25 protein-coding genes are annotated in these 23,223 nt (G+C 62.8%); 15 read left to right on the top strand and 10 right to left on the bottom strand.

The annotated features are described in order from the left end of the window. On the bottom strand, positions 1 to 1,269 hold the full coding sequence (locus ATN37_RS31400; RefSeq protein ID WP_003941555.1) for a glycosyltransferase: 1,269 nt from the start codon (positions 1,267 to 1,269) through the stop codon (positions 1 to 3). Positions 1,270 to 1,389: 120 nt separating this feature from the next. Between ATN37_RS31400 and ATN37_RS31395 the strand changes: the two genes are divergently transcribed. Then, positions 1,390 to 1,803: a DUF6292 family protein gene (locus ATN37_RS31395; protein ID WP_003941464.1), complete on the top strand. Its 414-nt coding sequence runs from the start codon at positions 1,390 to 1,392 to the stop codon at positions 1,801 to 1,803. Between the two features lie 22 nt (positions 1,804 to 1,825). Here the strand turns inward: ATN37_RS31395 and ATN37_RS31390 are convergent, their stop codons facing one another. Further along, positions 1,826 to 2,395: a DUF2231 domain-containing protein gene (locus ATN37_RS31390; protein WP_007735369.1), complete on the bottom strand. Its 570-nt coding sequence runs from the start codon at positions 2,393 to 2,395 to the stop codon at positions 1,826 to 1,828. Between the two features lie 114 nt (positions 2,396 to 2,509). On the opposite strand from ATN37_RS31390, the gene ATN37_RS31385 reads away from it, so the two are divergent. Further along, the gene (locus ATN37_RS31385) at positions 2,510 to 2,731 is read left to right on the top strand and encodes a hypothetical protein (RefSeq protein ID WP_039973486.1); all 222 of its coding nucleotides are present in this window, start codon (positions 2,510 to 2,512) and stop codon (positions 2,729 to 2,731) included. A 16-nt stretch (positions 2,732 to 2,747) separates the two neighbouring features. Here ATN37_RS31385 and ATN37_RS31380 read toward each other — a convergent pair whose 3' ends face one another. Together ATN37_RS31380 and ATN37_RS31375 are read right to left on the bottom strand one after the other, a co-directional pair. Then, on the bottom strand, positions 2,748 to 3,602 hold the full coding sequence (locus tag ATN37_RS31380) for a polyphosphate kinase 2 family protein (RefSeq protein ID WP_054827968.1): 855 nt from the start codon (positions 3,600 to 3,602) through the stop codon (positions 2,748 to 2,750). Between the two features lie 57 nt (positions 3,603 to 3,659). Then, the gene (locus tag ATN37_RS31375; RefSeq protein ID WP_218696078.1) at positions 3,660 to 4,394 is read right to left on the bottom strand and encodes a TetR/AcrR family transcriptional regulator; all 735 of its coding nucleotides are present in this window, start codon (positions 4,392 to 4,394) and stop codon (positions 3,660 to 3,662) included. A gap of 170 nt (positions 4,395 to 4,564) precedes the next feature. Between ATN37_RS31375 and ATN37_RS31370 the strand changes: the two genes are divergently transcribed. The 5 genes from ATN37_RS31370 (at position 4,565) to ATN37_RS31350 (ending at position 8,867) form a co-directional block, all read left to right on the top strand. Continuing rightward, the gene (locus ATN37_RS31370) at positions 4,565 to 5,845 is read left to right on the top strand and encodes a DUF445 domain-containing protein (RefSeq protein ID WP_020968906.1); all 1,281 of its coding nucleotides are present in this window, start codon (positions 4,565 to 4,567) and stop codon (positions 5,843 to 5,845) included. A gap of 103 nt (positions 5,846 to 5,948) precedes the next feature. Beyond that, positions 5,949 to 6,455 carry a helix-turn-helix domain-containing protein gene (locus tag ATN37_RS31365; protein ID WP_003941483.1) on the top strand — a complete coding sequence of 169 codons (507 nt, stop codon included), beginning with the start codon at positions 5,949 to 5,951 and terminating at the stop codon, positions 6,453 to 6,455. Then, positions 6,448 to 7,275 carry a heparin-binding hemagglutinin gene (locus tag ATN37_RS31360; RefSeq protein ID WP_003941552.1) on the top strand — a complete coding sequence of 276 codons (828 nt, stop codon included), beginning with the start codon at positions 6,448 to 6,450 and terminating at the stop codon, positions 7,273 to 7,275. The genes ATN37_RS31365 and ATN37_RS31360 overlap by 8 nt, the downstream gene beginning before the upstream one ends. Before the next feature lie 95 nt (positions 7,276 to 7,370). Next, entirely contained in the window at positions 7,371 to 7,667 is a 297-nt protein-coding gene (locus tag ATN37_RS31355) for a DUF2516 family protein (RefSeq protein ID WP_003941505.1), read from the top strand. A gap of 168 nt (positions 7,668 to 7,835) precedes the next feature. Then, positions 7,836 to 8,867 (top strand): alpha/beta fold hydrolase, encoded by a 1,032-nt coding sequence (locus tag ATN37_RS31350; RefSeq protein WP_021333908.1) that lies wholly within the window; start codon positions 7,836 to 7,838, stop codon positions 8,865 to 8,867. Between the two features lie 12 nt (positions 8,868 to 8,879). Here ATN37_RS31350 and purU read toward each other — a convergent pair whose 3' ends face one another. Beyond that, positions 8,880 to 9,767 carry a formyltetrahydrofolate deformylase gene (gene purU, locus ATN37_RS31345; protein WP_003941509.1) on the bottom strand — a complete coding sequence of 296 codons (888 nt, stop codon included), beginning with the start codon at positions 9,765 to 9,767 and terminating at the stop codon, positions 8,880 to 8,882. A gap of 64 nt (positions 9,768 to 9,831) precedes the next feature. Between purU and deoC the strand changes: the two genes are divergently transcribed. Next, positions 9,832 to 10,497 carry a deoxyribose-phosphate aldolase gene (gene deoC / locus ATN37_RS31340; protein WP_047268935.1) on the top strand — a complete coding sequence of 222 codons (666 nt, stop codon included), beginning with the start codon at positions 9,832 to 9,834 and terminating at the stop codon, positions 10,495 to 10,497. On the opposite strand, the gene ATN37_RS31335 is transcribed toward deoC, so the two are convergent. Continuing rightward, complete coding sequence (locus ATN37_RS31335) at positions 10,494 to 11,264, bottom strand: DUF2993 domain-containing protein (RefSeq protein ID WP_058227464.1); 771 nt, start codon at positions 11,262 to 11,264, stop codon at positions 10,494 to 10,496. The genes deoC and ATN37_RS31335 overlap by 4 nt on opposite strands. A 127-nt stretch (positions 11,265 to 11,391) precedes the next feature. Between ATN37_RS31335 and ATN37_RS31330 the strand changes: the two genes are divergently transcribed. The 3 genes from ATN37_RS31330 (at position 11,392) to ATN37_RS31320 (ending at position 15,742) form a co-directional block, all read left to right on the top strand. After that, the gene (locus ATN37_RS31330) at positions 11,392 to 11,970 is read left to right on the top strand and encodes a hypothetical protein (protein WP_003941523.1); all 579 of its coding nucleotides are present in this window, start codon (positions 11,392 to 11,394) and stop codon (positions 11,968 to 11,970) included. Positions 11,971 to 12,280: 310 nt separating this feature from the next. Continuing rightward, positions 12,281 to 13,711: an Ig-like domain-containing protein gene (locus ATN37_RS31325; RefSeq protein WP_064074208.1), complete on the top strand. Its 1,431-nt coding sequence runs from the start codon at positions 12,281 to 12,283 to the stop codon at positions 13,709 to 13,711. A gap of 81 nt (positions 13,712 to 13,792) precedes the next feature. Then, positions 13,793 to 15,742 carry an Ig-like domain-containing protein gene (locus ATN37_RS31320; protein ID WP_218696077.1) on the top strand — a complete coding sequence of 650 codons (1,950 nt, stop codon included), beginning with the start codon at positions 13,793 to 13,795 and terminating at the stop codon, positions 15,740 to 15,742. Positions 15,743 to 15,812: 70 nt separating this feature from the next. On the opposite strand, the gene ATN37_RS31315 is transcribed toward ATN37_RS31320, so the two are convergent. The 3 genes from ATN37_RS31315 to ATN37_RS31305 form a co-directional block, all read right to left on the bottom strand. Beyond that, positions 15,813 to 16,601 (bottom strand): hypothetical protein, encoded by a 789-nt coding sequence (locus ATN37_RS31315; protein WP_007735354.1) that lies wholly within the window; start codon positions 16,599 to 16,601, stop codon positions 15,813 to 15,815. 7 nt (positions 16,602 to 16,608) lie between these two features. Then, positions 16,609 to 17,109, bottom strand: coding sequence for a DUF2505 domain-containing protein (locus ATN37_RS31310; protein WP_007735352.1), 501 nt, complete (start codon positions 17,107 to 17,109; stop codon positions 16,609 to 16,611). Between the two features lie 76 nt (positions 17,110 to 17,185). Continuing rightward, positions 17,186 to 17,683 carry a DUF2505 domain-containing protein gene (locus tag ATN37_RS31305; RefSeq protein ID WP_003942023.1) on the bottom strand — a complete coding sequence of 166 codons (498 nt, stop codon included), beginning with the start codon at positions 17,681 to 17,683 and terminating at the stop codon, positions 17,186 to 17,188. Between the two features lie 74 nt (positions 17,684 to 17,757). Here ATN37_RS31305 and ATN37_RS31300 point away from each other — a divergent pair, with 74 nt between their 5' ends. The 4 genes from ATN37_RS31300 (at position 17,758) to ATN37_RS31285 (ending at position 22,444) form a co-directional block, all read left to right on the top strand. Continuing rightward, complete coding sequence (locus ATN37_RS31300) at positions 17,758 to 18,801, top strand: UDP-N-acetylmuramate dehydrogenase (protein WP_051649640.1); 1,044 nt, start codon at positions 17,758 to 17,760, stop codon at positions 18,799 to 18,801. 32 nt (positions 18,802 to 18,833) lie between these two features. Then, positions 18,834 to 20,030: an Ig-like domain-containing protein gene (locus ATN37_RS31295; protein ID WP_042452959.1), complete on the top strand. Its 1,197-nt coding sequence runs from the start codon at positions 18,834 to 18,836 to the stop codon at positions 20,028 to 20,030. 120 nt (positions 20,031 to 20,150) lie between these two features. After that, on the top strand, positions 20,151 to 21,689 hold the full coding sequence (locus ATN37_RS31290) for a hypothetical protein (RefSeq protein WP_218696076.1): 1,539 nt from the start codon (positions 20,151 to 20,153) through the stop codon (positions 21,687 to 21,689). Continuing rightward, a complete protein-coding gene (locus ATN37_RS31285) occupies positions 21,686 to 22,444 on the top strand; it encodes an ESX secretion-associated protein EspG (protein ID WP_218696075.1) in 759 nt (252 codons plus the stop codon). Before ATN37_RS31290 ends, ATN37_RS31285 begins: the two co-directional genes overlap by 4 nt. Positions 22,445 to 22,459: 15 nt before the next feature. On the opposite strand, the gene ATN37_RS31280 is transcribed toward ATN37_RS31285, so the two are convergent. Continuing rightward, the gene (locus ATN37_RS31280; RefSeq protein WP_003942076.1) at positions 22,460 to 23,209 is read right to left on the bottom strand and encodes an SDR family NAD(P)-dependent oxidoreductase; all 750 of its coding nucleotides are present in this window, start codon (positions 23,207 to 23,209) and stop codon (positions 22,460 to 22,462) included. Positions 23,210 to 23,223 lie beyond the last annotated feature (14 nt).

The raw sequence follows: 23,223 nt of genomic DNA, 5'->3' as shown, positions 1-23,223 counted from the left end.
TCAGTGCACTTCACTTCGGTGAGTGCCCTTGTGTTGGCGGGCTCTCGGCGGTGCTGTGACGCAGCGGCCGTAGGTGCGGACCACTTCGGTGGCGACGTGATCCCACGAATACGATTCGCACGCTCGGGCCCGGCTCTGCCGTGCAAACGCCGCGCCTTCGTCCTCGTCGTCGAGAAGATGGCGGACTGCGCGCGCGGTTTCCACCGGGTTGTTGACCGGGACCCGACGCCCGGTGAGTCCGTCGATCACCGTATCCCGCAGTCCGCCAACAGGAGTCGCGACTACGGGAACTCCGCACGCCATTGCTTCCAGTGCCGCGATTCCGAACGGTTCGTATCGAGGGGTGCACACGAGGGCGTCGGCCGATCGCATCAGTTTCGGTAGTTGGCGGTGCGGAACCCGTCCCAACAATTGGACTCGATCTGCGACGCCGAGGCGCTCGGCGAGCTTGACCAAGCGGATCGCCACTTCGTCGGTGCTCAGTTGCGCGACGGGTGGCCCGCCGATCACCACCAACTCCGTATCCGGCAGCGAAGCCAGCGCGGCGACGGCAACATCGAAGCCCTTCTGCTCCACCAGTCTTCCGACGCAGATCAATCGATGCGGTGCGGTTTTCTTCGCGGCGGGTCCCTCCGGGGTGAATGCTTCGGTGTCCACGCCCGAGGGCACCATCGTGGTCCGTGATCGTGGTGATCCCTGCCGGACCAGATCGAAGATTTCGTCCGAACTGGTCGCGATGACATGGGTTGCGCCCCTGGCGATCAACGGTTCCAGGTGAGTCCGCTCCGAGGGGCTGTCGTCGGCTGCTCCGAGGTGGCGGTGCGCCGCAGATCCCAGGGAATGGAATGTCTGAAGTACGGGGATGCCGAGCGATCGGGTCGCGAGTTCCGTTGCCACACCGGACATCCAGAAGTGCGAGTGCACCACATCGGGTCGGTCGGTACTCCACTGAGCGCGCAGAATGCTGGCAAAGGTTCCCAGGTGAGGGAGGATATCGGCATCCGGGAGAGCCTGCGTCGGGCCGGCCTCGAGATAGTCGACGGAGTACCCGGCGCGGGCGCGAACGCGGTCCGGCCCACCGACGTGGGCACGCCTGGTGAAGACGGTGACGTCGTGTCCGGCACGAACCAAGGCGGCAGACAGTTCATCGACGTGCAGGTTCTGTGCACCGGCTGCCGAGCAGCCCACCGGTGCGAGTGGATCGGCGTTCACCGACACCATGGAGATCTTCAGCATTCGTCCGGGAGCCATAGCGGGCGAGTACTTCATCGGGTCCCCTCTCCACTTGATCGGTTCGTCTGGGGATACCCGGAGTCCGTGATCTGAACCGGGTTTCGACGCGGTCAGCGCTGGGCACATTCCAAACACGATGGCGAGGAGTGAGGTTCGATGACAGAACAAATGCTGGTCGACGCAACCGTCGGACTCGGGTTCGAGCGGTACGTACAACGGGTGGCGGTCGGTGTGGGGGCCGGCATCGAGCAGTGGTGTTGCAGGCGCGAGCACCCTCTGGAGGCTTACATCGCATTGGACCGAACTGTGCCGCGTTTCCCCGGGCGCGAGGTGGCTTTGCTGTGGGAGGAGACGTGCGGTTGGGCCCTGGCCGTGGAGACCAGATCAGGGGAGGACCTCATCGTTCTCGGATATCTGGGCGAACACGCAGTGCCGACCCCGGACGCCGTCGCCGATTTTGCCGCGACACTGGGCACGCGCAGCCCACACTGGGTCATGAACAGACCATTGGCGGATTCGGACGAGACCGCGCGAGAACTGCGGAGCTACTCCGGAAGTGCTTACGCCTGAACAGTATCGAGGTCCGATCGGCTCAGTTGACTACATCCAGGATGGGATCGAGAACCGGAGTCGCTGCAGCCTCGACGGCCGGATCGTCCATGAGCTTGAAAACGATGTGACCACCGAGCGCGCCACCGACACCGACCGCGGTGAGCCCCAGCACCGACAGCACTCGCGCCAGCGCGAGTGAGTCCTTTCCGCGTAGCCTGTACGACGCCGCAAAAGACCAGATCCCCACTGCATTCGACGCCGCGTGCACCAGCCCCACTCGGCGTGCGACGTCGCCACGTTCGGACCAGTCCAGCCATCCCGTCAGCAAAGCCGGCGGAGTCGAAACCAATCCGAGCCCGATCAGCCGTCGTGCAGTCTGCGGATCGCCTAGAACATCGAAGATCAACGAAGCCGTCCACGCGCCCGCGGGAATGGTCACGAGGGCAGGATGGATGGGATGCCCGACGGCGGCGCCGCGCAGAAGTGCCGCGACAGTGCGCGATCGGTCGGATCGCTCCGTGATCTCGAGGATTCTGCGCCTGAGGCCAGTGGACGGACCGTCCAGTCCGCGAGCGGATTCGATTCCGCGATAAAGAGTTCCGATGTCCATGTAATTCGGCTACCCGGCGTAGACGTCGGGAAACCTCGAGGCGGCAGTGTCTTGTCGACCGTCATGCTCCGGCGTACGGTCGAAACGAAAGAGATCCGACCGGAGGAGCGAACGATGAAGCTCAATCTCTTTGCAGCGTGGGCGTCGTATTTCCTGGTGCTGGCCACAGTGGTCTGCCTCGGCAGTTTTCTGGTGGCGGCAGGTTCAGGCCAGGGTGGTTGGGCATTGATCGCCGGCCTCGCCGGCGTCGCGTGCATCGGCCTCGCGGTAGCCCTGTACGCCAGTACTGTGCGTCACGACCACAAAGTGCACCGCGAATCCCCACACCTGTTCTGATCAGGCCTGCTTCTGATCAAGACTGTGCGAGTCGTGCCTTCTCCGCCTCGATGTCGAAGTCGGCAGGGGGCCAGTCGAGATCGAGCTTTTCCAGAGCGTCGATCAGTAGCTCCGTGACCGCAATGCGGCTGTACCACTTCCGATCACACGGCACGACGTACCACGGCGCGTGCTCGGTCGACGTCTTGTCGAGCATTGCCTGATACGCCTGTTGATATGCAGGCCACAAACCGCGTTCGGTCACGTCGCCGGGGTTGTACTTCCAATACTTGTCCGGGCGGTCGAGACGTTCTTCGAGTCGCTTCTTCTGCTCGTCGAGCGAGACGAACATCGCGACTTTCACGATAGTGGTTCCGGCGTCGACGAGTTCCTTTTCGAACTGGTTGATCTCGTCGTAGCGCTTGCTCCAGACATCCTCCGGGACAAGATCGTGGACGCGCACTACCAGGACGTCCTCGTAGTGGGAGCGATCGAACACACCGAGATAGCCGCCGCGGGGGAGTTCCTTCTTGATCCGCCAAAGGTAGTGATGTTGCTTTTCCTCTTCGGTCGGGACGCCGAAGGCCGCGTGCTGAACTCCCGAAGGATCCACGTGACCGATCACGTGTCGGACCATGCCGCCCTTGCCTGCGGTGTCCATTCCTTGCAGAACCAGCAGGACTGAACGACTGTCCCCTGACCGGCCGTTGGCGTACAGCAACTCCTGCAGGTCGGACAGAACCGCGCCGCGCTCCTCGAGCAGACGTTCGCCGTCAGCTTTGTTTCCGGTGAATCCCGGAGTGCTGTTGCGATCGAGTTGATCGAGTTCGAACCCGGGCTCCGCCCGCAGGGTCTTGGCGGCCGGTGTTTCCCACAGCGAGTCTTGTGCCATGCCGAAAGAGTGCCACAGGATCGCGCCCGGCGGCTCGAAAGTTCGGTCTCGGGCGAGTCAGTCCTCGGCAGGCTTGACGAGGGGATGCGGAACCGACTTGAACTTGGCCGGTGATCCGTTGACCGCCGCTATGCCGGTGATGCCGCCCCACGTCATCATCGTGAGGTAGTCGATCAGCGATTCCGCGGACATCGACTTGTTGGAGATCCACCAGTGCGTCGCGAGCTGAATTCCGCCCACGATCCCGAACGCCCACGGCAGCGAACCGCCGGAATCCATCTCCATCTCGCGAAGACGATTGCCCAACACCGTGGAGAGCAATTCGGCGATCATGCGCTCGGAATCGGCAACGACGTCGCGGTTGGCGCCGGCGCCGTTGGCCATGACGTAGAGGTAGATGTCGGGGTCGGATGCCACCGTCTCGACGTATGCGGTGATGCTCGCCTGGGTGAGTTCGAAATCGTCGAGATCGCCACTGATCGCTTCGTAGATACGCGGCGACAGGATGGTCTCGACGTACCGCATCATCGTGGCGGTCGTGAGGTCGCTCTTGTCGGCGAAGTATCGGTAGAGCACGGTCTTGGAGACACCGATCTCGGACGCGATCTCGTCCATGCCGATCTCACGGCCGCGCGCGCGGATGGCGGCGATGGTGCCGTCGACGAGTTCCTCGCGGCGAGCGATCCTGTGCTCACGCCAACGACGCTTCCGACCGTCGGATTTCTCGGGCTTCGCATCAGCAACGACTGGGCCGTCTACCTGCTCGTTGTCCTGCACGGCATTCTTGGCCACGAGTCATCTCATATCTGTGGTGCGAGCCACGTCCGATCGGTCTACTTTCCGGTCCAGCTTAATGTCCGCGCCTTTATCTCGGGCACTCACATCCGCAGTTCGGGGGATTAGGTCCTGCAGAATCGGACTTCGTGTCGCTCGCGCTACGCCGCGTCACACCTTTCGGCACAATGGCGAGGGTGCAGCAACTGAGCCTCTCCGCCTTCGACGACGCCGCCAAGCGTCGGGACCTTCGCAAGATGAAGGTCTTCGCTACTGGCCTTCTGGGCTTCGCGACGGTGGTCTACATCTTCTGCCGGTGGCAGGAATCCCGCGGCGCCGGAGAGTGGGTCGGGTACGTCCGGGCCGCGTCCGAGGCAGGCATGGTCGGCGCGCTTGCCGACTGGTTTGCCGTCACCGCGCTCTTCCGTCATCCGATGGGCCTTCCCATCCCGCACACTGCCATCATCAAGCGTAAGAAAGACCAGCTCGGAGCCAGCCTGAGCTCATTCGTCGGTCAAAACTTCCTGGCTCCCGAAGTTGTGTCGGCCAAGGTGCAGCAGGCGCAGATTCCGCTCCGCCTCGGCACGTGGATGGCCGAACCTGCCAACGCCGCTCGCGTCGCCGCCGAGACGTCGACGGTCTTGCGCGGCATGGTCGAGGTTCTTCGCGACGAGGACATCGCCCAGATCATCGACAACACGATCGTGAAGCGTCTGGCCGAGCCCATGTGGGGACCGCCGATCGGCCGAGTGCTCGGTGAACTTCTCAAGGACAACAAGCAACTGCCGATCATCGAATTGCTTGCCGAGCGGGCACATCAGTGGGCTCTCGGCAGCCAGGAGACGATCGATCGTGTGATCGTTCGCGATTCGCCCGCGTGGTCGCCGAAGTTCGTCGACGCCATGCTGGGGGAGAAGATATACAAGGAACTCGTCGAGTTCACCTGGAAGGTCCGTTCCAACCCCGAACACGAGGTACGCCTCGCCGCCAACCGCTTCCTGATCGACTTCGCCGATGATCTGCAGAACGACCCGGAGACCATCAAGAAGGCCGAGGGGATCAAGGCCGAGATCATGGGTCGCGAGGAAGTGACGGGTCTGGCGTCGTCGACATGGCAGGTTGCCAAGCGGCTCATCATGGAGTCCGTCGACGATCCGAACAGCACCCTGCGGACCAAGGTCGCCGAGAACGTCGCCGGCTTCGGAGTCAGGCTGCGTGACGACGAGTCCATGCGTGAGAAGGTCGACGGCTGGCTGGTGCAGGGCACCAAGTACATCGCGGAGAACTACACCGACGAGATCACTGGAGTCATCAGTGACACCGTCGAGCGGTGGGACGCCGACGAAGCGAGCCAGAAGATCGAGTTGCAGGTCGGTCGAGATCTTCAGTTCATCCGTATCAACGGCACCGTTGTGGGCTCGATCGCCGGACTGCTGATCTACACGATTTCGACGCTCATCTTCGGCTGAGCTGTCCAGTATGTGACGTCCACCACGAGTGCTAGCAGTAGTGCTTGCAATAGTTAGCACCCTCTCCTATCCTGGGAAATGTCCACTGGAAAGGGAGGACGCAATGCCAGCGAAGTCGACGAACTCCGATGACGGAGATCGTGAATCATCCGGTGCCGCAGCCGGAGCAAGCGACTTGGCAGCTCGCGTCGTCAGCTCTGCGGCACACGACATCGGGGGGTTCATTCGTGCACAGCGGGAAGCCGCCCAAGTTTCGATGCGCCAACTCGCTCAACTCGCCGGCGTCAGCAATCCGTATCTGAGTCAGATCGAACGCGGATTGCGCAAACCGTCGGCGGACGTACTGGCGCAAATCGCCAAGGGCCTTCGAGTCTCATCAGAAGTGCTGTACGTCCAAGCGGGATATCTCGAGCAACGCCCGCACAGTCCCATCAGGGACGCGGTGTTGGCCGAGACGGCCATCAACGAACGGCAGAAGCAAGTACTGCTCGAAATCTACGACTCGTTCTGTCGCGAGAACGAGTCGTCAAGACCAGCCGCAGCGCCCGATTTCGCTGAATCGGCCGCAATTCCAGACACCGAGACTTCACTAGGAGAACAAGATGACTGACAAGAACGCCATCGACAGCGTCAAGACCTCGCTCTACGCCGCCGTCGGCGCAGGCGACCTGGTTGTCCAGGCCGTGGCCGATGTAGTTGCTCAGGTTCGTGAGCGCGCCGAGAACACCCAGGGCGATGTCAACGGCCGTGTCGACGGTGCTCGCGAGAAGCTCGCTTCCGTCCAGGGTGACGTTGCCGAGAGCGTCGATGCGCTGCGCGAGCGTCTCGCCGGCCTGCCGTCCGAGCTGCCCGAAGAGCTTGCCGAGCTGCGCGAGAAGTTCTCACCCGAGGAACTCCGCAAGGTCGCCGAGGCATACCTCAAGGTTGCCGGAGATCTGTACAACTCCCTCGCAGAACGTGGCGAAGACGCAGTCGAGCGCATCCGCAAGCAGCCCGCAGTCGAAGAAGGCATCGCTGCTGCAGAGTCGGCACTCGGCGACGCCGTCGAGCTGACCGAAGACGCACTCGGAACCGTTGCTCGTCAGACGCGCGCCGTGGGCGAGCAGGCTGCCAAGCTGGCCGGCCGCGCTGCCGGACGCATCTCCGACACCGCAGAAGAGGTCGGCGAGAAGATCTCTGACGCCGGTGAGAAGATCGCCGACGCAGGCGACGAGGCTGCACTGAAGGTCCTCGACCTCGGTGACCAGGCTGACGAGGCTTCCAAGGAAGCTGCCGCTCGCGTGACCGCTGCTGCTTCCGACGTCCAGGAGCGCGCGACCACCGCCGCGAAGAAGGCCGCTCCGGCCAAGGCTGCACCCGCCAAGGCTGCTCCGGCCAAGGCCACCGCACCGGCTCCGGCCAAGAAGGCTGCTCCGGCCAAGAAGGCCTGATTTGCCCAGCTCCGCCTGACGAAGGCTCCCTCACTCAGCCGAGCGTGGGAGCCTTCGTGTTCGTCGGGAACCGGATGAGAACTTAGGATGTAGTTGTGACTCAAGTCGATGGGCTAGTCGGTCTGATCTTTCTCGCACTCAAAGTGCTCGCGTTGGTGGGTGCTGTCTACGCGATCGTTCATGCCGTCAGGCAGCGTCCTGACGCTTTCACCGCGGTCAACAAATTGACCAAGCCGATCTGGCTGGGAATTCTGATCGTCGCGGCGTTGATCCTCTTGGCGACGTCCCCTGTCGGGCTCCTGGGCATCATCGCGGTCGTTGCAGTGTGCGTGTATCTCGTCGACGTTCGCCCGCGGGTGGACGACATTCAGCACGGCGGTTCTCGCTGGTAGTTTGCCGCACTCCCGCTCATTCCGAGCCGTGGTTCCCGGCTCATGGTGTGCTGCCCCACTCTTCTCGCCAACGCTGACAACGGGCGTTGTTCGAGTGATAGTGTCGGTTAACGGCAGTCACACATAGATTGCATCCGTCTGTCGTCAGCAGCAGTCAGGGGTAAATGCATGTCCAGTCGTTCGCGCACCACAGAGCTTCGAGTACTGGCAGGCGCCGTCGGAGTGGGAGCACTCGTCGCGGCCGTCGCTGGGATCCGTCATCGGCGATCCACGCGAGGGTTGACTCTGTCGAGCGACGTCGAGCCCAATGCACTCCTGAAGACTCCGACGCTCAAAGCTGACATCAGCGAACTGACCACCGACGACGGTGCGATCATCAATGTCCGGGCTTACGGTCCCGTCGACGGCGATCCGATCGTTCTCAGTCACGGCTGGACGTGCTCCACCGAATTCTGGTACCCGCAGGTCAATGCGCTTGCCGGCGAATATCGCGTCATCACCTACGATCAGCGCGGTCACGGCCGCAGCACCGTCGGCAATCTTCCGCTCGGCCCGGACGTCCTTGCCGACGATCTCTCTGCAGTGCTGGCGGCCACGGTTCGCGAGGACAAGAAGGCCGTCATCGTCGGTCACAGCATGGGCGGGATGAGTATCATCGCCTGGGCGGGTCGTCACCCCGACGAGGTCAAGAAGTACGCGTCGGCGGTCATGCTCGCGAGCACCGCGAGCGAAAGGTTGATCGCCGAGACCACGGTCATCCCACTGCCTAATCGTTTCCCTCGCGTGCCGGTCCCCGTGGGCCGCGCCATCCTCAGTTCGCCCGTTCCGTTCGTCTCCTCGGGCGCCATGACGAAGGCGATCCAGTACGTCTCGATGTCACCGAACGCGACCAAGGCCGAGATTCAGTTCTGCGAGAACATCGTTCGTGAGTGCAAGCCCCGCATCCGTGGAGGTTGGGGAGCAGCGCTGAGCACCCTCGACATTCACGAGGGACTCGACAATCTCGAAGTGCCGACCACCGTGCTCGTCGGTTCGCTCGATCGGCTCACTCCGCCGGTCCATGCGCGCAAGCTTGCGCAGGTCCTCGACGACGCCGGCAACCTCGAACGGTTGATCGTGTTGCCGGGCGTCGGTCACATGTCGTCGATCGAGAACATCGACGAGTTCGACAAGGAAATCGTGCGACTGCGCAATCTCTAGCGCAACGCAGCTCTAGCTGAAGACGACCGTCTTGCGCCCGTGGACCAGCACACGATCCTCGAGGTGCCAGCGCAGTCCGCGGGAGAGTACGAGCTTTTCGATGTCTCGACCCTGACGGACCATGTCGGCGACATCGTCGGCGTGGTCCACACGGATCACGTCCTGCTCGATGATCGGACCGGCATCGAGTTCGGCGGTCACGTAGTGGCAGGTGGCGCCGATCAACTTCACGCCGCGGGCGAACGCCTGGTGATAGGGGCGGGCACCGATGAACGACGGCAAGAAGCTGTGGTGGATGTTGATCGCGCGCCCGGCCCAGTGCTCGCACAGTGATTCGGGCAGCACCTGCATGAATCGGGCAAGCACCACGGCGTCGGGATTGTGAGCGTCGACCAGGGCGCGGACCTTCTCGAAGGACGGTCCCCGTTCTGCCGGGTCCTTGGCGAACGGAACATGGTGGAAGTCGATCCCGTGGCGCTCGGTGACACTGCGCAGATCTTCGTGGTTTCCGATGACGGCGCTGATTTCTGCGGGGAGTTCCCCGCCCGCGGCGCGGCCAAGGAGGTCATGCAAGCAGTGACCTTCCTTGCTCACGAGCAACACGATCTTCTTGGGTGCGCCGGAGTCGTGAAGAGTCCACTCGGTTTCCGGACCGATCTCGGCCGCAACAGCTTTGAACCGTTCACGAAGCTCGTCGATGCTCATGCTCACCGACGATGCACGGACCGCCTGACGCGTGAAGAACCATCCGGTGTCGGCATCGGCGTGGTATGCGGCCTCCACGATCCATCCACCGACGTCGGTGAGAAAGGTCGAGATGCGTGCGACGATGCCCGTGGTGTCGGGGCAGCCGAGGGACAGAACATAGCGACGATCATCGATCGATGGTGCAGCGGTCATGCGGCCTAGTCTCTCAGGTGCGGCTGCAGCGACGGTCGCGTGGTGGTGTGCCAAGCTTTCCAACATGTCTGAAGCTGCACTCACTCGTTCCCAGGTTGCCGCGATGGTGGACCACACTCTCCTCAAACCCGAAGCCACCGCGGCCGATGTGACCGCCCTGATCGACGAAGCACGCAGCCTCGGTGTGCTGGCTGTCTGTGTCTCGCCGTCGATGTTGCCGATTCGCGCCGAGGGACTTGTGACGGCGGCCGTCGTCGGATTCCCGTCGGGGAAGCATCATTCGCTGGTCAAGGGTGCTGAAGCGCGACTGGCCGTCGATCAAGGCGCAGCCGAGATCGACATGGTCATCGACGTAGGAGCGGCGGTCGCCGGCGACTACAGCGCGGTGTTGGCCGATATCCTCACCGTCCGCGAGGCGATGGGGGAGAGTGCGATCCTCAAAGTGATCCTCGAAACCGCAGCGCTGTCCGACGAGGCCATCGTCGAATGTTGCCGCGCAGCTGTGCGTGCCGGGGCGAACTTCGTCAAGACCTCCACCGGCTTCCACCCCGCGGGTGGAGCGACGGTCGAGGCCGTCGCACTGATGGCGCAGACGGTTGGCCCGGGCGTGGGAGTCAAGGCCAGTGGCGGAATACGTACGACGCAGGCAGCGCTCGACATGATCGCGGCCGGCGCCACCCGCCTCGGACTATCCGGAAGTCGAGCAGTATTGGACGGTCTGGCCGACTAGGTCAGCAGGCCGCAGCTGTCCGGAACCGCCGAGGTGTTCTGGTTGTTCGCGTCGGCGACGGGCATGGCGTAAGCGCCGCCCTCCAACGAGATCTGGATAGCGTCGTCGGTGACGGTCAGCTTCGTGGGCTTCATGTCCAGCGGGTAGGTCTGCAGGCTGTCGGTGAGTGTCTGGACGATGCCGTCGACCAGATCGGTCGGCAGACCCAATCCGAGAATCTCGGCGCCGACGGTCTGGACGTCGACCACACCGTTGGTGACGGTGGGCTTGACCGTGAGCTTCGCGAGCCCGACCGGACCGACGTCGAACGCGAGTGTTCCGGCGCTCGAGTCGGCGGTGACGCCGGAGACGAGCCCGCCGAAGGTCTGTTCCTGCAAGGTGGCGAGAATGCCTGCGGTAGACCAGGTGACGTCGGCGCTGGAGCTGCCGACGGTGCCGCTGTTGCCCGCCGAGGGCTGCAAGTTGATGTCGTTCACCTTCGCGTGAACCTGCATTCCCGTTGCGGGGCCGAACGAAGAGTCGTCACTGTCGATGCTGATGTACGGCACCTTCTTGTCGACTGCCTGCAGGAGTACGGGCTTCCAGCTCAACCCGACGTCGACCTGGGATCCCAGTTCGCTCTGGAACTGATCGGCCATGCAGGTCTTCACCTGGTTGCGTACGTACAGTTCTCCACCGACGAGCGCCGCGACGAGTACGGCGATCACCACGAGAAGGATGATGAGCACTCGGTTGCGCGGACGAGGATTGTTCGCTGCGACAGTCATTCGCCAGATTCTTCCCGACGAGTCTGAACGAACTCTGTGAATACGCACTTCCTCATTCCTGTGATGCGCGACACACTCGCCCGTAGTCTGTTCGAAACGGCGTTTTCGACGGTCACCGGAGGTGGTCATGGCTTCGGACTACGAATCACTCGAGCTGCTGGCGCTGCGACAGTGCGGATTTGTCACGGCTCTCCAGGCATCCGAACTGGGTTTCGGTCTGGCGTTGATGGAAGAAATGACGGAATCCGGAACATGGACATGTGAGTGCCGCGGGCTTTTTCGCCTCGAACGCGTCAGACATACCGCCTTGGACGAGTTCGCGAAGTGGTGCACGTGGTTCGCCGGTAGCGCCACCGTCTCGCACTACAGTGCCGCAGATCTGCATGGCCTCGGGCACCTGCAACCTCGCTTCATCCACCTCTCCGTTGCGCACCCTCTCGCGGCGCCGACCCGCCAGGTAGCACTGCACCGACTGCCGCTCGCGGACGACGAGTGTGAACAGATCGGGCCCATCCGCATCACCACGCCTTTGCGCACCGTGCACGACCTCGCTTCCGGTGGAATCTCTCAAGTTCTGCTCAACGAAGTAGTCGCCGATGCGGTCGCGATAGGCCGACTGGACGCGCACGAGTTGTATCTCTCGTGTGAGAACGCGAGCGTCGACGTTGCTGTTCGGGTCGAGTTGGCTCTGGCCGCAAGCCTGTAGCCGAGAGAGATCTTCGAGGCTCCTGCGACCTTCTGGCATCACGCCCGAAATCGAATATGACGCCGATATCAGAGATTTGTAAATCGCTATTTTCGGGCGACTGTTTTGTCTTTAGCGCAGGTAAGAACGCATCCAGATGTGCGGTTCGGGACGTTCAGCCCACTGTTACTGCAGTTCGGCGATGTCGCCGATGAACTAAATCTGCGAAAAGCGTAGTTACTTTACAGTCAATGGGATAACGTCACGGCATCGAAAGCAGACGGACGCTTGTCCTGGACGCCTGTCTGCCCCGTTGTCGAGAGGGATCTGGATGTCCGTGAGTGGTGTTCGTCGTGTTGTCGGTGGGTTGAGTGTTTTTGCTGTTGCTGCGGGTTTCGCGGTGGTTGCGGGTGTCGGGGTTGCTGGTGCGGCTCCGGTGACGGCGGAGTTCAATTCCGACGGGTACAAGGTGACTCGGACGATCAGTAACGGGACGCCGTCCGAGGGTGATGTGATCACGTCGAAGACGGTGTTCAAGCGAACTGCTGGGGTTCACAATCTGTATGCGGTGCGCGATTTTCATCCGGCGTGTATGACGTATGTCGATGGTTCGGCGACGGTGAACGGTAGTGCGTTCCGTGTCAACGAGGTGGCTACTGATTCTGTTCGTTTGAGTGCGGGTGTTACGGAGTGGCCGATGTGGGGTGGTGACGTCAAGACGTTCGAATTCCAGTATCGCGTCGGTGCGGATTGTGCTCGTGGTACTGATTTGTCGACGACGGTGCATTTCGACGGGACGGTGTTCGTTGACGACACGACAAATGGTCGTGGTCCGTCGATCAACGTTCAGAAGAACGTGTCGACGACCGCCGTGTCACCGGTCAGTGGCGCTCAGGTGGGGCAGCCGGTGACGCTGAGCGCGACGGTGACCGGTGGTGCCGACGGTGATTCGGTGGAGTTCTTCGACGCCGGTTCCAAGATCGGTGCGGGCGCGCTCGCCAATGGTGTTGCAACACTTGCCTGGACACCGACCACCCGTGGAGACCACTCGATCACAGCGAAGTTCGCCGACACGGCGCGTGCCGTCGGTTCCGCTTCGGCAGCGCTGATCGTGAACGTTTCGCAGGCCGATGCTCAGTCCAGTACGACGCTGGCGCCGATCTCGGGCGCGCAGGTCGGCAAGTCGACCAATCTCAAAGCGACTGTGTCCGCGTCGGGCACCGGTGGAACGGTCACGTTCAAGGTCGGCGGAACGGTGCTCGCTTCGGTGCCGGTGGCAGGCAACGGTGAAGCGACCTACGCCTGGGTTCCGACGGTTGCCGGTGCGCAGACCGTCGAGGCTGTGTTCTCCGGCAGATCCGGCGTCACTGGGTCGAGTACCACCGCGAATGTGACAGTCGCCGAACAGCCCGCCGGAACAACAAGCTCCACAACAGATCTCAGCGTAGTGGCGGGCCAGGTCGGCGTTGCCCAGACGATCTCCGCTCAAATCAGCCCCGCCAATGCGGGTGGCACAGTCACCTTCAAGGACGGCGAGACCGTCATCGGCACGGCCACGGTCGATTCATCCGGAAAGGCCAGCCTTTCGTGGAAGCCCGCAACTCAAGGGCAGCGAGTTGTCGCGGCGGAGTACTCGGGCGCCGGCACGGTGACGGCATCGTCCGATCAGGTCTCCGTCCAGATCGCCGCACCCGTCGACGGTGAAGAACCAGGCAACGGCACCGGTTCGCTCGGCAGCCTCGGCAACATCTTCGGCTCCTAGTCGCCGACACCTGGTGATGCCCCGCCCGCGTTCGGCGGTGGGGCATCACCCATTTCGCTCACTTCTCGAGAAGGAAAAGCTATGTCTGTAGGTTCTGCACGCCGTGCAGTTGCAGGTTTGAGTGTGTTTGCTGTTGCTGCGGGTTTCGCGGTGGTTGCGGGTGTCGGGGTTGCTGGTGCGGCTCCGGTGACGGCGGAGTTCAATTCCGACGGGTACAAGGTGACTCGGACGATCAGTAACGGGACGCCGTCCGAGGGTGATGTGATCACGTCGAAGACGGTGTTCAAGCGAACTGCCGCGGTTCACAATCTGTATGCGGTGCGCGATTTTCATCCGGCGTGTATGACGTATGTCGAATGGCCGATGTGGGGTGGTGACGTCAAGACGTTCGAATTCCAGTATCGCGTCGGTGCGGATTGTGCTCGTGGTACTGATTTGTCGACGACGGTGCATTTCGACGGGACGGTGTTCGTTGACGACACGACGAATGGTCGTGGTCCGTCGATCAACGTTCAGAAGAACATCTCGACGACGACGCTGTCACCGACCAGTGGCGTGAAGTTGGGACAGCCGGTGACGTTGAGCGCGACGGTGACCGGTGGTGCCGACGGTGATTCGGTGGAGTTCTTCGACGGTGCCACCAAGATCGGTGCGGGCGCGCTCGCCAATGGTGTTGCAACGCTTGCCTGGACACCGGCTGACGTCCGAACCCACAGCGTGACGGCCAAGTATCTCGGTAATGCAAAGGTGGCGTCTTCCACGTCGTCAGCTGTCGACGTCGTAGTGTCCGAAGCGGACAAGAGCACTGCAACCGCGATCACCGGTCCCGCAAGTGCAGTTGCAGGTGATTCCGTGACCGTCGAGGCTACGGTGTCGCCCACTCCGGCGGGTGGCACGGTGCAGTTCAAGGACGGTGCAACCGACCTCGGCGGCGCCGTTCCCGTCGATGCCAACGGCAAGGCTTCGCTGACGAATTCCTATGCAGTCGGAGCGCATTCGATCGTGGCGGTGTACTCCGGTTCCGGTGTCTACCAGACTTCGACATCGGCGCCACATGCGCTGACAGTCGCTCCGGTGGTGGTCGAGGAGAACACAACGACTACCCTCGTCGGCCCGTCGACAGGTTCGACAGGGGAGGCCTTGTCGTTCACTGCCTCCGTCTCGACCGGTGCTGCAGGCGGAACCGTGCAGTTCAAGGAAGGTGGCAGGGATCTGGGATCCCCGGTTCCCGTGGATGCCTCAGGTAAGGCAACAACCACGCCGACCTTCAACGTGGCGGGTGAGTACAGCATCACCGCAGTGTTCTCGGGTTCGGGTAACTACTTGGGTTCGACATCGAACGCCCAGACCGTGAACGTCAAGGCGCCGGCTCCCACCGACCAGCAGACCCAGACGGTCTTGACCGTTCCGGCGGATGCAAAAACCGGTACGGCAGTTGGTCTGTCGGTAACCGTCACGCCGACGCCGGTGGGCGGCACAGTGCAGTTCAAGGACGGCTCGGGCAATCTCGGCTCGCCGGTGCCGGTCGTCGAGGGCAAGGCGTCGATCATGCACGAGTTCGCGAGCGTCGGCACGCATGACATCACGGCCGTGTACTCGGGTGCCGCGGGATTCCTCACCTCTACCTCGGCTGCTCAGTCGGTTTCGGTCACGGCTCCGGCCGCGGAGGATCAGGAAACGTCCATCACCGTGAGCGCTCCGGCGTCAGCGGTCAAGGGCGCGAAGGTCGATCTTGTTGCGGCAGTGGTACCTACGCTCAGCGCAGGAACGGTTCAGTTCATGGACGGAACCACCCCGATCGGTGGACCAGTTGCGGTGGTGAACGGTAAGGCCACGCTCTCGCACACCTTCACTGAACTCGGAGATCGCCGAATCACCGCGGTGTTCAGTGGAACTGACGGCTATCTCGGTTCCGAGACCCAGGCCGCAGTCACCGTCAAGGTGACGGCAGCGTCCGACGGCGGCGATCCGGGCAACGGCGGCAGTTCGACCGGTTCACTGGGAAGCCTGGAAAACATCTTCGGGTCCTAGCCCGACGCCTGCACACGGACGCCTCGCTGCGGAGAACACCTCCGCGGCGGGGCGTTTCCCGTCTGTGAGTTCAGGGATTCGGCGCTACGACGTGCCAGGGCACGGTCAGGATGCAGTCACGAAGACGTCGCCGCGCGGGTTGCACGGGAATTCCTTGCGCCCGAAGTATTTCCAATGCGGCAGCCCAACGATGGCGAGGTCCGAACGAGGCGTGCGGCGCGGCGGTGGCCCAGGCTCGATCGGCCGCGCTGAGCAACGCGTGGATCGGCTCACCGGGAACGTTGCGGTGGATGAGAGCCTTCGGGAGACGTTCCGCGATGTCGGAAGGGCGCTCGATGTCGAAGGGATCCCAGGCCAGTGTCAGGGTCAATGGACGATCAGCGTCGAGAAGCACCCAGGCGCAACGTCTCCCGAGTTCGTCGCAGGTTCCGTCGAGTAGCAGCCCGCCCGGCGCGAGACCGGACTGAATGTGTGCCCACGCAGAGTCCACAGCCTCCTCCGGATACTGCCGGAGCACGTTGAAGGCGCGTACGAAGACGGGTGTGAGACCGGCAAGTTCGAATCCACCACGGGCGAAGCTGACACCGTCACGACTCTCGACCACGCGGGCGGGGTCGATCTCGAGCCCGATGACGCGTCGATCCCGCCGGACAGCGGTGAGGCGGCTTGCCATCTCGAAGGTGGTGTCCGGCCTCGCCCCGTACCCGAGGTCGACGATCAACGGATCGGTCGCGTTGTTCAGGGCGTGCGCGATAGTGCGGTTGTGCACGATCCACCGGTCACTACGTCGCAGTCTGTTGATTCCCGTCGTGCCACGGGTGATGACCCCCTCGATCTTCGGGGGTGGAGCTTTCTTCACGCCGGGTTCAGCGTGCGGCGAGCCAGGTCGCGGTGACCTGGGCTTCGGTGCGGAACAGATCTACGAGGTTGATGAGCATCAGTTGCTCCAACTTCGCGCCGATGAACGGTATGAAGACCTTGGCCTCGGACGTGGTTCGCAGCGTGGACCCGGTATCGGTCGCGAACAACTCCATGGTGCCGGACAAACTCCCCGGCCCGGCCGGGATGGACGCTTCGTACGTTCCGGTCACGGTGTCACCGAAGGCGCCGTACGACTCCTTACGAGTGATGACAAGATCCTTCTTCATCACTGTCTGAGCGATGTCAGGCAAATCCGTGCGCGGAAGAATGTGGTGGAGCACGAGATCGATTCCGGAATCGGTGACCTCGAAATGTTCCACATGGTTCTCGGAATGCTTGCGCATCTCCTCGACACGGGCCTCCCAGTACGAGCGGTCCGCCAGCGCCGCATAGACCTGCTCGGGGGAGTGCTGATAGCGGGCGGAGTAGTCGATGCGGCGAGCCATGATCGAAAAGAATACCGGTTACACGCTGTGACAAGCCAAATCGGCTGTATCCACAACTGCCGCCGCCCGCAGGGTTTTACTTCGCGATCCACTCCCGGGTGAAGTCCTGTTCGGCCTGGATGAGCCGGACAACCTCGTCGACAATCGCACTTTCGATCTTTCCGCCGAGGAACGGGATCTTGACCTCGACCTCACCGTCGATCTCGAGAGTGGCGGAGTTCTCGTCACCTGTCAGCACCTGCGTGCCCTCGACACGGGCGGGAACGCCGTCGACGTGGGCGGAGAAGGTGCCGGTGGCCTTGCCGTCCTTGAAAGGCGCCATCGTTTCACTGCGCTTGATGACGATGTCGCCGTTGACGACTTTCGACACCATGCTGGGGAGATGCTCTGCGGCAATGATCTGCGACATCGTGACCGCGACGGTTTCGTCGCGAACGGTCAGCTCTTCGATCGTTGCGCCGGGACCACCGACAGCGACGATTCGGTCGCGCCAGTACTGCTCGGAGGTCACCGCCTCATGGACCTTCTCGGCGGGGACTGTGTACTTCGACGAATGCTCGATGCGACGGCTCACGATTGTGGAGGCTACCGTTTATCGATGTGTGGGACGTAACCATTGGCAGACGCGTCGTGGAATCAGGCGCTTTCGTGTCCGAGAACGTTGACTTGTCGGGATTGACGACGCTCCGAATCGGGGGACCGGCGCGGCTGCTCGCCGAATGTCCGACGACGCAGTCGTTGATCGACGTCGTGACGCTGCTCGATCGCGAGCAGATCCCGACGCTGATTCTCGCCGGCGGATCCAATCTCGTGATCTCCGACTCGGGATTCGACGGAGTTGTCGTTCGTGTGGCCAACACCACCGTGAGCCTCGACACGGACCGCGTCGTCGCCGAAGCGGGCGCGGTGTGGGACGAAGTAGTCGGTCAATCGGTCGCCGCGGAACTGGGTGGCCTCGAGTGCCTGTCCGGGATTCCGGGCTCGACCGGTGCGACGCCGGTGCAGAACGTCGGCGCGTACGGCGTCGAGGTGGGCTCGCGGCTCCGGCGGGTTCAATTGCTCGACCGACGCAGTGGCGAAGTGTCGTGGGTCGAACCGTCGAAACTCGAATTGGGTTACCGGTCGAGCGTCCTCAAGCATTCCGATGCAGCAGTGGTTCTCGCCGTCGAATTCGATGCGTCGACCGACGGACTGAGTGCCCCGCTCGCGTACCGCGAACTGTTCACCGCACTCGGGGCCGAAGAAGGCGAGCGGTTACCTGCGTCGCAGGTCCGCGAGGCAGTTCTGGGTCTTCGGACGGGTAAGGCGATGGTCCTCGATCCGTACGACCACGACACTTGGAGCGCGGGTTCCTTCTTCACCAACCCCGTGGTGCCGGACGACAAGCTGCCCGCTGTGCTCGGAGCAATAACCGAACAGCTCGGAGACGTCACCGTGCCGCAGTTCCCGGGCAGTGGTGGAACCAAGCTCTCGGCCGGATGGTTGATCGAACGGGCCGGATTCTCGAAGGGTTATCCCGGTGAAGATGCACCGGCCAGGCTGTCGACGAAACACACCTTGGCGTTGACCAACAGAGGGTCGGCAACGAGCGCGGATGTGGTCTCGCTCGCGCGGACAGTGCGCGACGGCGTCGAAGCCGCGTTCGGTGTGCACCTGGAACCGGAACCGGTAACTGTGGGCTGCACCGTCTGATTCCTGACAGAGCCCGCAGGTAGCCTGTTGAAGTGCATGAGCTGGGTGGTAGGAGAAGTCGTTCGCGTCTTGTTGCGTTGGTAGCTGTATTGCTCGCTGTGATGGTGGCCGTCGTCGGCTGCACGATCGGCGGCAAGGACGGACAGGGCGGCGCGGCGGCCGCCGAACCAGCACCGGTGGCGACCGTGGTGTCGACGCCGGCGCCCGGCACCAAAGATGTCAGCCCGGTCGCCCCCGTCTCGGTAGCCGTGACCCAGGGAACGCTGTCCGACGTCAGCCTCAGCAACGCAGCCGGTAAAGCCGTTGCAGGACAATTGTCGCCTGACAAGACATCGTTCACCGTCAGTGAGGCACTCGGCTACGGCACCACGTATTCGTGGTCGGGCTCGGCAACCGGAACCGACGGTAAATCCGTGCCAGTCCAAGGGAGCTTTACGACGGTTGCCCCGGAGTCGACCACCGGCGCCACCCTCAACATCGCCGACGGCCAAGAAGTTGGCATCGCGGCACCGATCACGTTGCAGTTCGACAACTCCGTCGTCGACAAGGCGGCCGTCGAGAAGGCGCTTGTCGTGACCACCGTGCCGCCCACCGCCGGATCGTGGGCTTGGCTGGCCGACGACAACGGCGGATCGCGGGCCCATTGGCGTCCGGCCGATTACTGGGTGCCGGGCACGACTGTCCATCTGGACGCCAAGCTCTACGGCTTGAACTACGGCGGTGGCGCCTTCGGCGACCAGGATCTCACGCTCGACTTCACGATCGGTCGTAGCCAGATCGTGAAGGCGAATGCGCCCAGCCACCGCATGCAGGTGGTGCGCGACGGTCAGACGATCATGGACATTCCCGTCAGCTACGGCGAGGGAAACGAACCTCGCAACGTCACGCGCAGCGGCATTCACATGGTGACGGAGAAGTACGAAGACTTCATGATGTCCAATCCGCCGTTCTACGAGAACGTGCGTGAGCGTTGGGCCGTGCGCATCTCCAACAACGGCGAATTCATCCACGCCAATCCTGAGACCACCGGGGTGCAGGGCTCGTCGAACGTCACGAACGGTTGCATCAACCTGTCGACATCCGACGCGCAGGAATACTTCGGAACCGCCCTCTACGGTGACCCCGTCGAGGTGACCGGCACGTCGATCGACCTGTCTCCTGCGGACGGCGACATCTACGACTGGGCAATCGATCTGCCGACCTGGAAGTCGATGTCGGCACTGCCGTAACTCTGTACTGCGGTAAATCCGTGGATGAGGGAACCGTCCGGGCTCTGCTTGCGTCTGTACAGGTAAGTGCTGTCGGCTCGGGGGAGTCCGACGGGGGTTTTCGACTTCAGGGGGACAGCGGTGGGCATTCCATTTCTGGAAGACGTGCTGGGAAGAATCTCCGAAGCGACGCAGGCCGTGCCTCCTGGCGTGGCGGCATTGCCAGTTGTCGGCACTCCCATCGCGAGCGCAATCGCTACATCTGCTCTGGTGCAATCCATAACCGACGACCGCGGCGCGTTCGACGACGAGATGGCTGCTGCGACCGTCGACGCCGATGTGGAGCGCGCACGAGCCTGGGGTGAGCGCGATGCCCTCACCGCCCAGACGTCGTCGCTCGAGTACAGCGAACACGCAATCGTGGACGACGATCCGTTCGATGCGATGTCGCACTCCGAAATCTTCGACCACGTCAACGAGATGAATCCGGCAACCCTGAGTGCGATCGGTGAGGCTTGGAAGGCCATTGCAGGCCGGGTAGAAGCCGGCATCGGGAAGTTCCAGAACGACGTGAACGGTGCGATCACCGAAGGCTGGCAGGGGCGCGGCGGCTCGGCTGCGCTGGAAGCAGTGCTGGCCTACTCGGCTGATGCGGGTGAGCTGAAGGTGCGGGTCGATCTGATCTCGAACAAGATCGAGGAGGCGAAGATCGCACTCGACGAGGCCAAACGCTCGATTCCGGCCCCCGACGGCGCCTCGACGGTCGAGAGGTTTCTCAGCATGGTTCCCGGGGCTACATGGAAGCAGGCCCAATACGAAGCGGAAGAAGCCGAACGTCAAGCGCGCCAGGTGATGAAGGACGTGTATCTGCCGTCCATGAAGCGTGCGGACGATCAGGTGCCGATCCTCCCGGCCGCATTCAATCCGGTCACCGGCGGTGGAGGGGCTGGAAGTGGCGGGGCTGGAAGTGGCGGCGCATTCGGTGGTGGTGGTGCCGACGGCGGGAACTTTTCGGGTTCAGGAAACGGGCTCGGCGCGCCATCTACATCGGGTGGCGGAGTTGGCGGGGGAGCGGACGGTGGAAACTCCGGCGGGGCAAACCCGCCCGGACACGGTTCCGGTCAGAATCCATCCGGCACCGATTCCGGAAATGGTGACAACCGTAGCGGTGTTGATGCCCAAGGGAATCCGAACGTCGATGCAGTTCGATCCGGAACCGATTCCGACCAGGCCGGGACCACCGCGGCACATGCCGGTCCACTGTCCGCCGGTGCAGCGCCAGATGGCCTAGCTCGTGCAACTCCGAATGGTGCTCAGCTCGGTTCCGGAGTGCCTTCAGGCCTCATGGGTAGCGGTTCGGGTGGTGGTTCCGCAGGTGGAATCGGTACCGGCGGCTTCGGGCCAGGTGGAACCGGAGGTGGCGCTCTCGGCCCTGGCGGCGTGGGCGGCCTCGCCAATGGCGGGCGTGGGGGCGTCAACGGAACTGGCGGTACCTCGGCGACGGGCGCGCAGAGCGGTCGGGGTGCGATGGGTGGCGTCGGCGGCATGGCACCGGGACGAGGGCAAGGGCAAGACGAAGACAACGTTCACGACACCCCCGGCTACCTCGTCACAGTCGAGAACGGCAACGCCCTGGTCGGCGACCTACCGATGGTCTCCCCGGCGGTGCTGGGCGAATGACCACCATGCAGTGGCAGTTCACCGGCCTCGAATTCCAGATTCTCTGGGAAGCGGTCGGACGTGACCGACTCCCGTACCCGCTGCGGTTTCGTCCGACGGCCGAAACCATGAACGAGCTGACAGAAGAGCGACGTCGAGCGGGAGCACACCTGGCTTGGTTGCTCGACGATCGGCTGCATCACGTTCTCGGTGCTCTTGCGAATCCTGATGCTCGCGTGGAGGTTTCCGGTTTTCACGGGCAGAACATGAGTACGGTGACGCGATTGCACGGCGTTGTTGCCGGCGACCTGGGGGTGCTCCTGACTCAACTGCCCGGCAGGACTGTCGACTGTGGCTCCGACGTGGTTTTCACCGTGGTACGCCCATCGGCAATTCCACGGATGCTCGTCGATCACCTGCCGACCTGCCCCGCTGGATCGGAGCGTGGTGTGAGCATCGAAAGGCCGAAAACTTCCGGTAGAGCGAGCTTCCTGAGCAGTGCTGCCGGTGCGCGCGGGAGCGAGGAAGTGAGCAGATTCTTCGACCGAGAGCGGACCTCGATCGGTGAAGTCACCACATACCCGCGAGGAGCGGTGGACAGCAGACCGACAGACGACGGCATAACGTTCCACTGGTACGACTATGCCGGAGATGGTCGGTACATCATCACCGCTGGTGAAACCGTAAGTGCCCGTAGCGCTTCCACGGAAATGACGGAGGCCGAGATTGCGCGCAATCTCGGCCTCGTCCTGCACCGGGTGATTCGCACTGGTTAGTCAGAACGATTCGAACTAGCTGGTGGTGCGGTGGAACCGACCGGGGCTTGCCTGATCCCTCGGCTTGACGATGATCTGATCGAGGTTCACATGTGACGGCCGCGACGCGACAAAACCGATGATCTCGGCGATGTCCTGCGCCACCAACGGTGTGATTCCCTCGTACACCTTGTCGGCCTTGTCCTGATCGCCCTCGAACCGGACGAGTGAGAACTCCGTCTCGACGGCTCCCGGCGCGATTTCGGTCAGTCGAACGGGCTTGCCCAACAGTTCACCACGCAATGTCCGATGAAGGACGGCTTGAGCGTGCTTGGCGGTGGTGTAGCCCGAGCCGTTGTCGTATGCCTCCAGCGCGGCCACCGAGGTGATGGTCACGACCAGACCGTCACCCGAATCGATCAGCTTGGGCAGCAGTGCCTTCGTCACACGCAACGTGCCCAGAACATTGGTCTCCCACATCCACCGCCAGTCGTCCAGATCCGCGTCCAGGACTGTTGCCAGACCCTTTGCACCACCCGCGTTGTTGACCAACACGTCGACACGTGGGACCACGGCCGCAAACGCGTCGACGGAATCCTCGTCGGTGACGTCGAGTTCGAGAGCGGTACCACCGATTTCCTCGGCGATCTTCTCGAGACGATCGACGCGGCGAGCACCGATCACGACGTGGAATCCTTGAGCTGCCAGGGTGCGGGCGGTGGCCTCACCGATTCCGGAGCTGGCTCCGGTGACTACGGCGATGCGGGCATCGGAAGAAATGGTCATGATGCAATCGTAGG

Source organism: Rhodococcus sp. MH15 (genome assembly GCF_019266045.1).
Taxonomy (GTDB): Bacteria; Actinomycetota; Actinomycetes; order Mycobacteriales; family Mycobacteriaceae; genus Rhodococcus_F; species Rhodococcus_F qingshengii.
The sequence above is the reverse complement of the archived record's forward strand: the minus strand, read 5'-3'. Positions and strand labels throughout refer to the sequence as shown.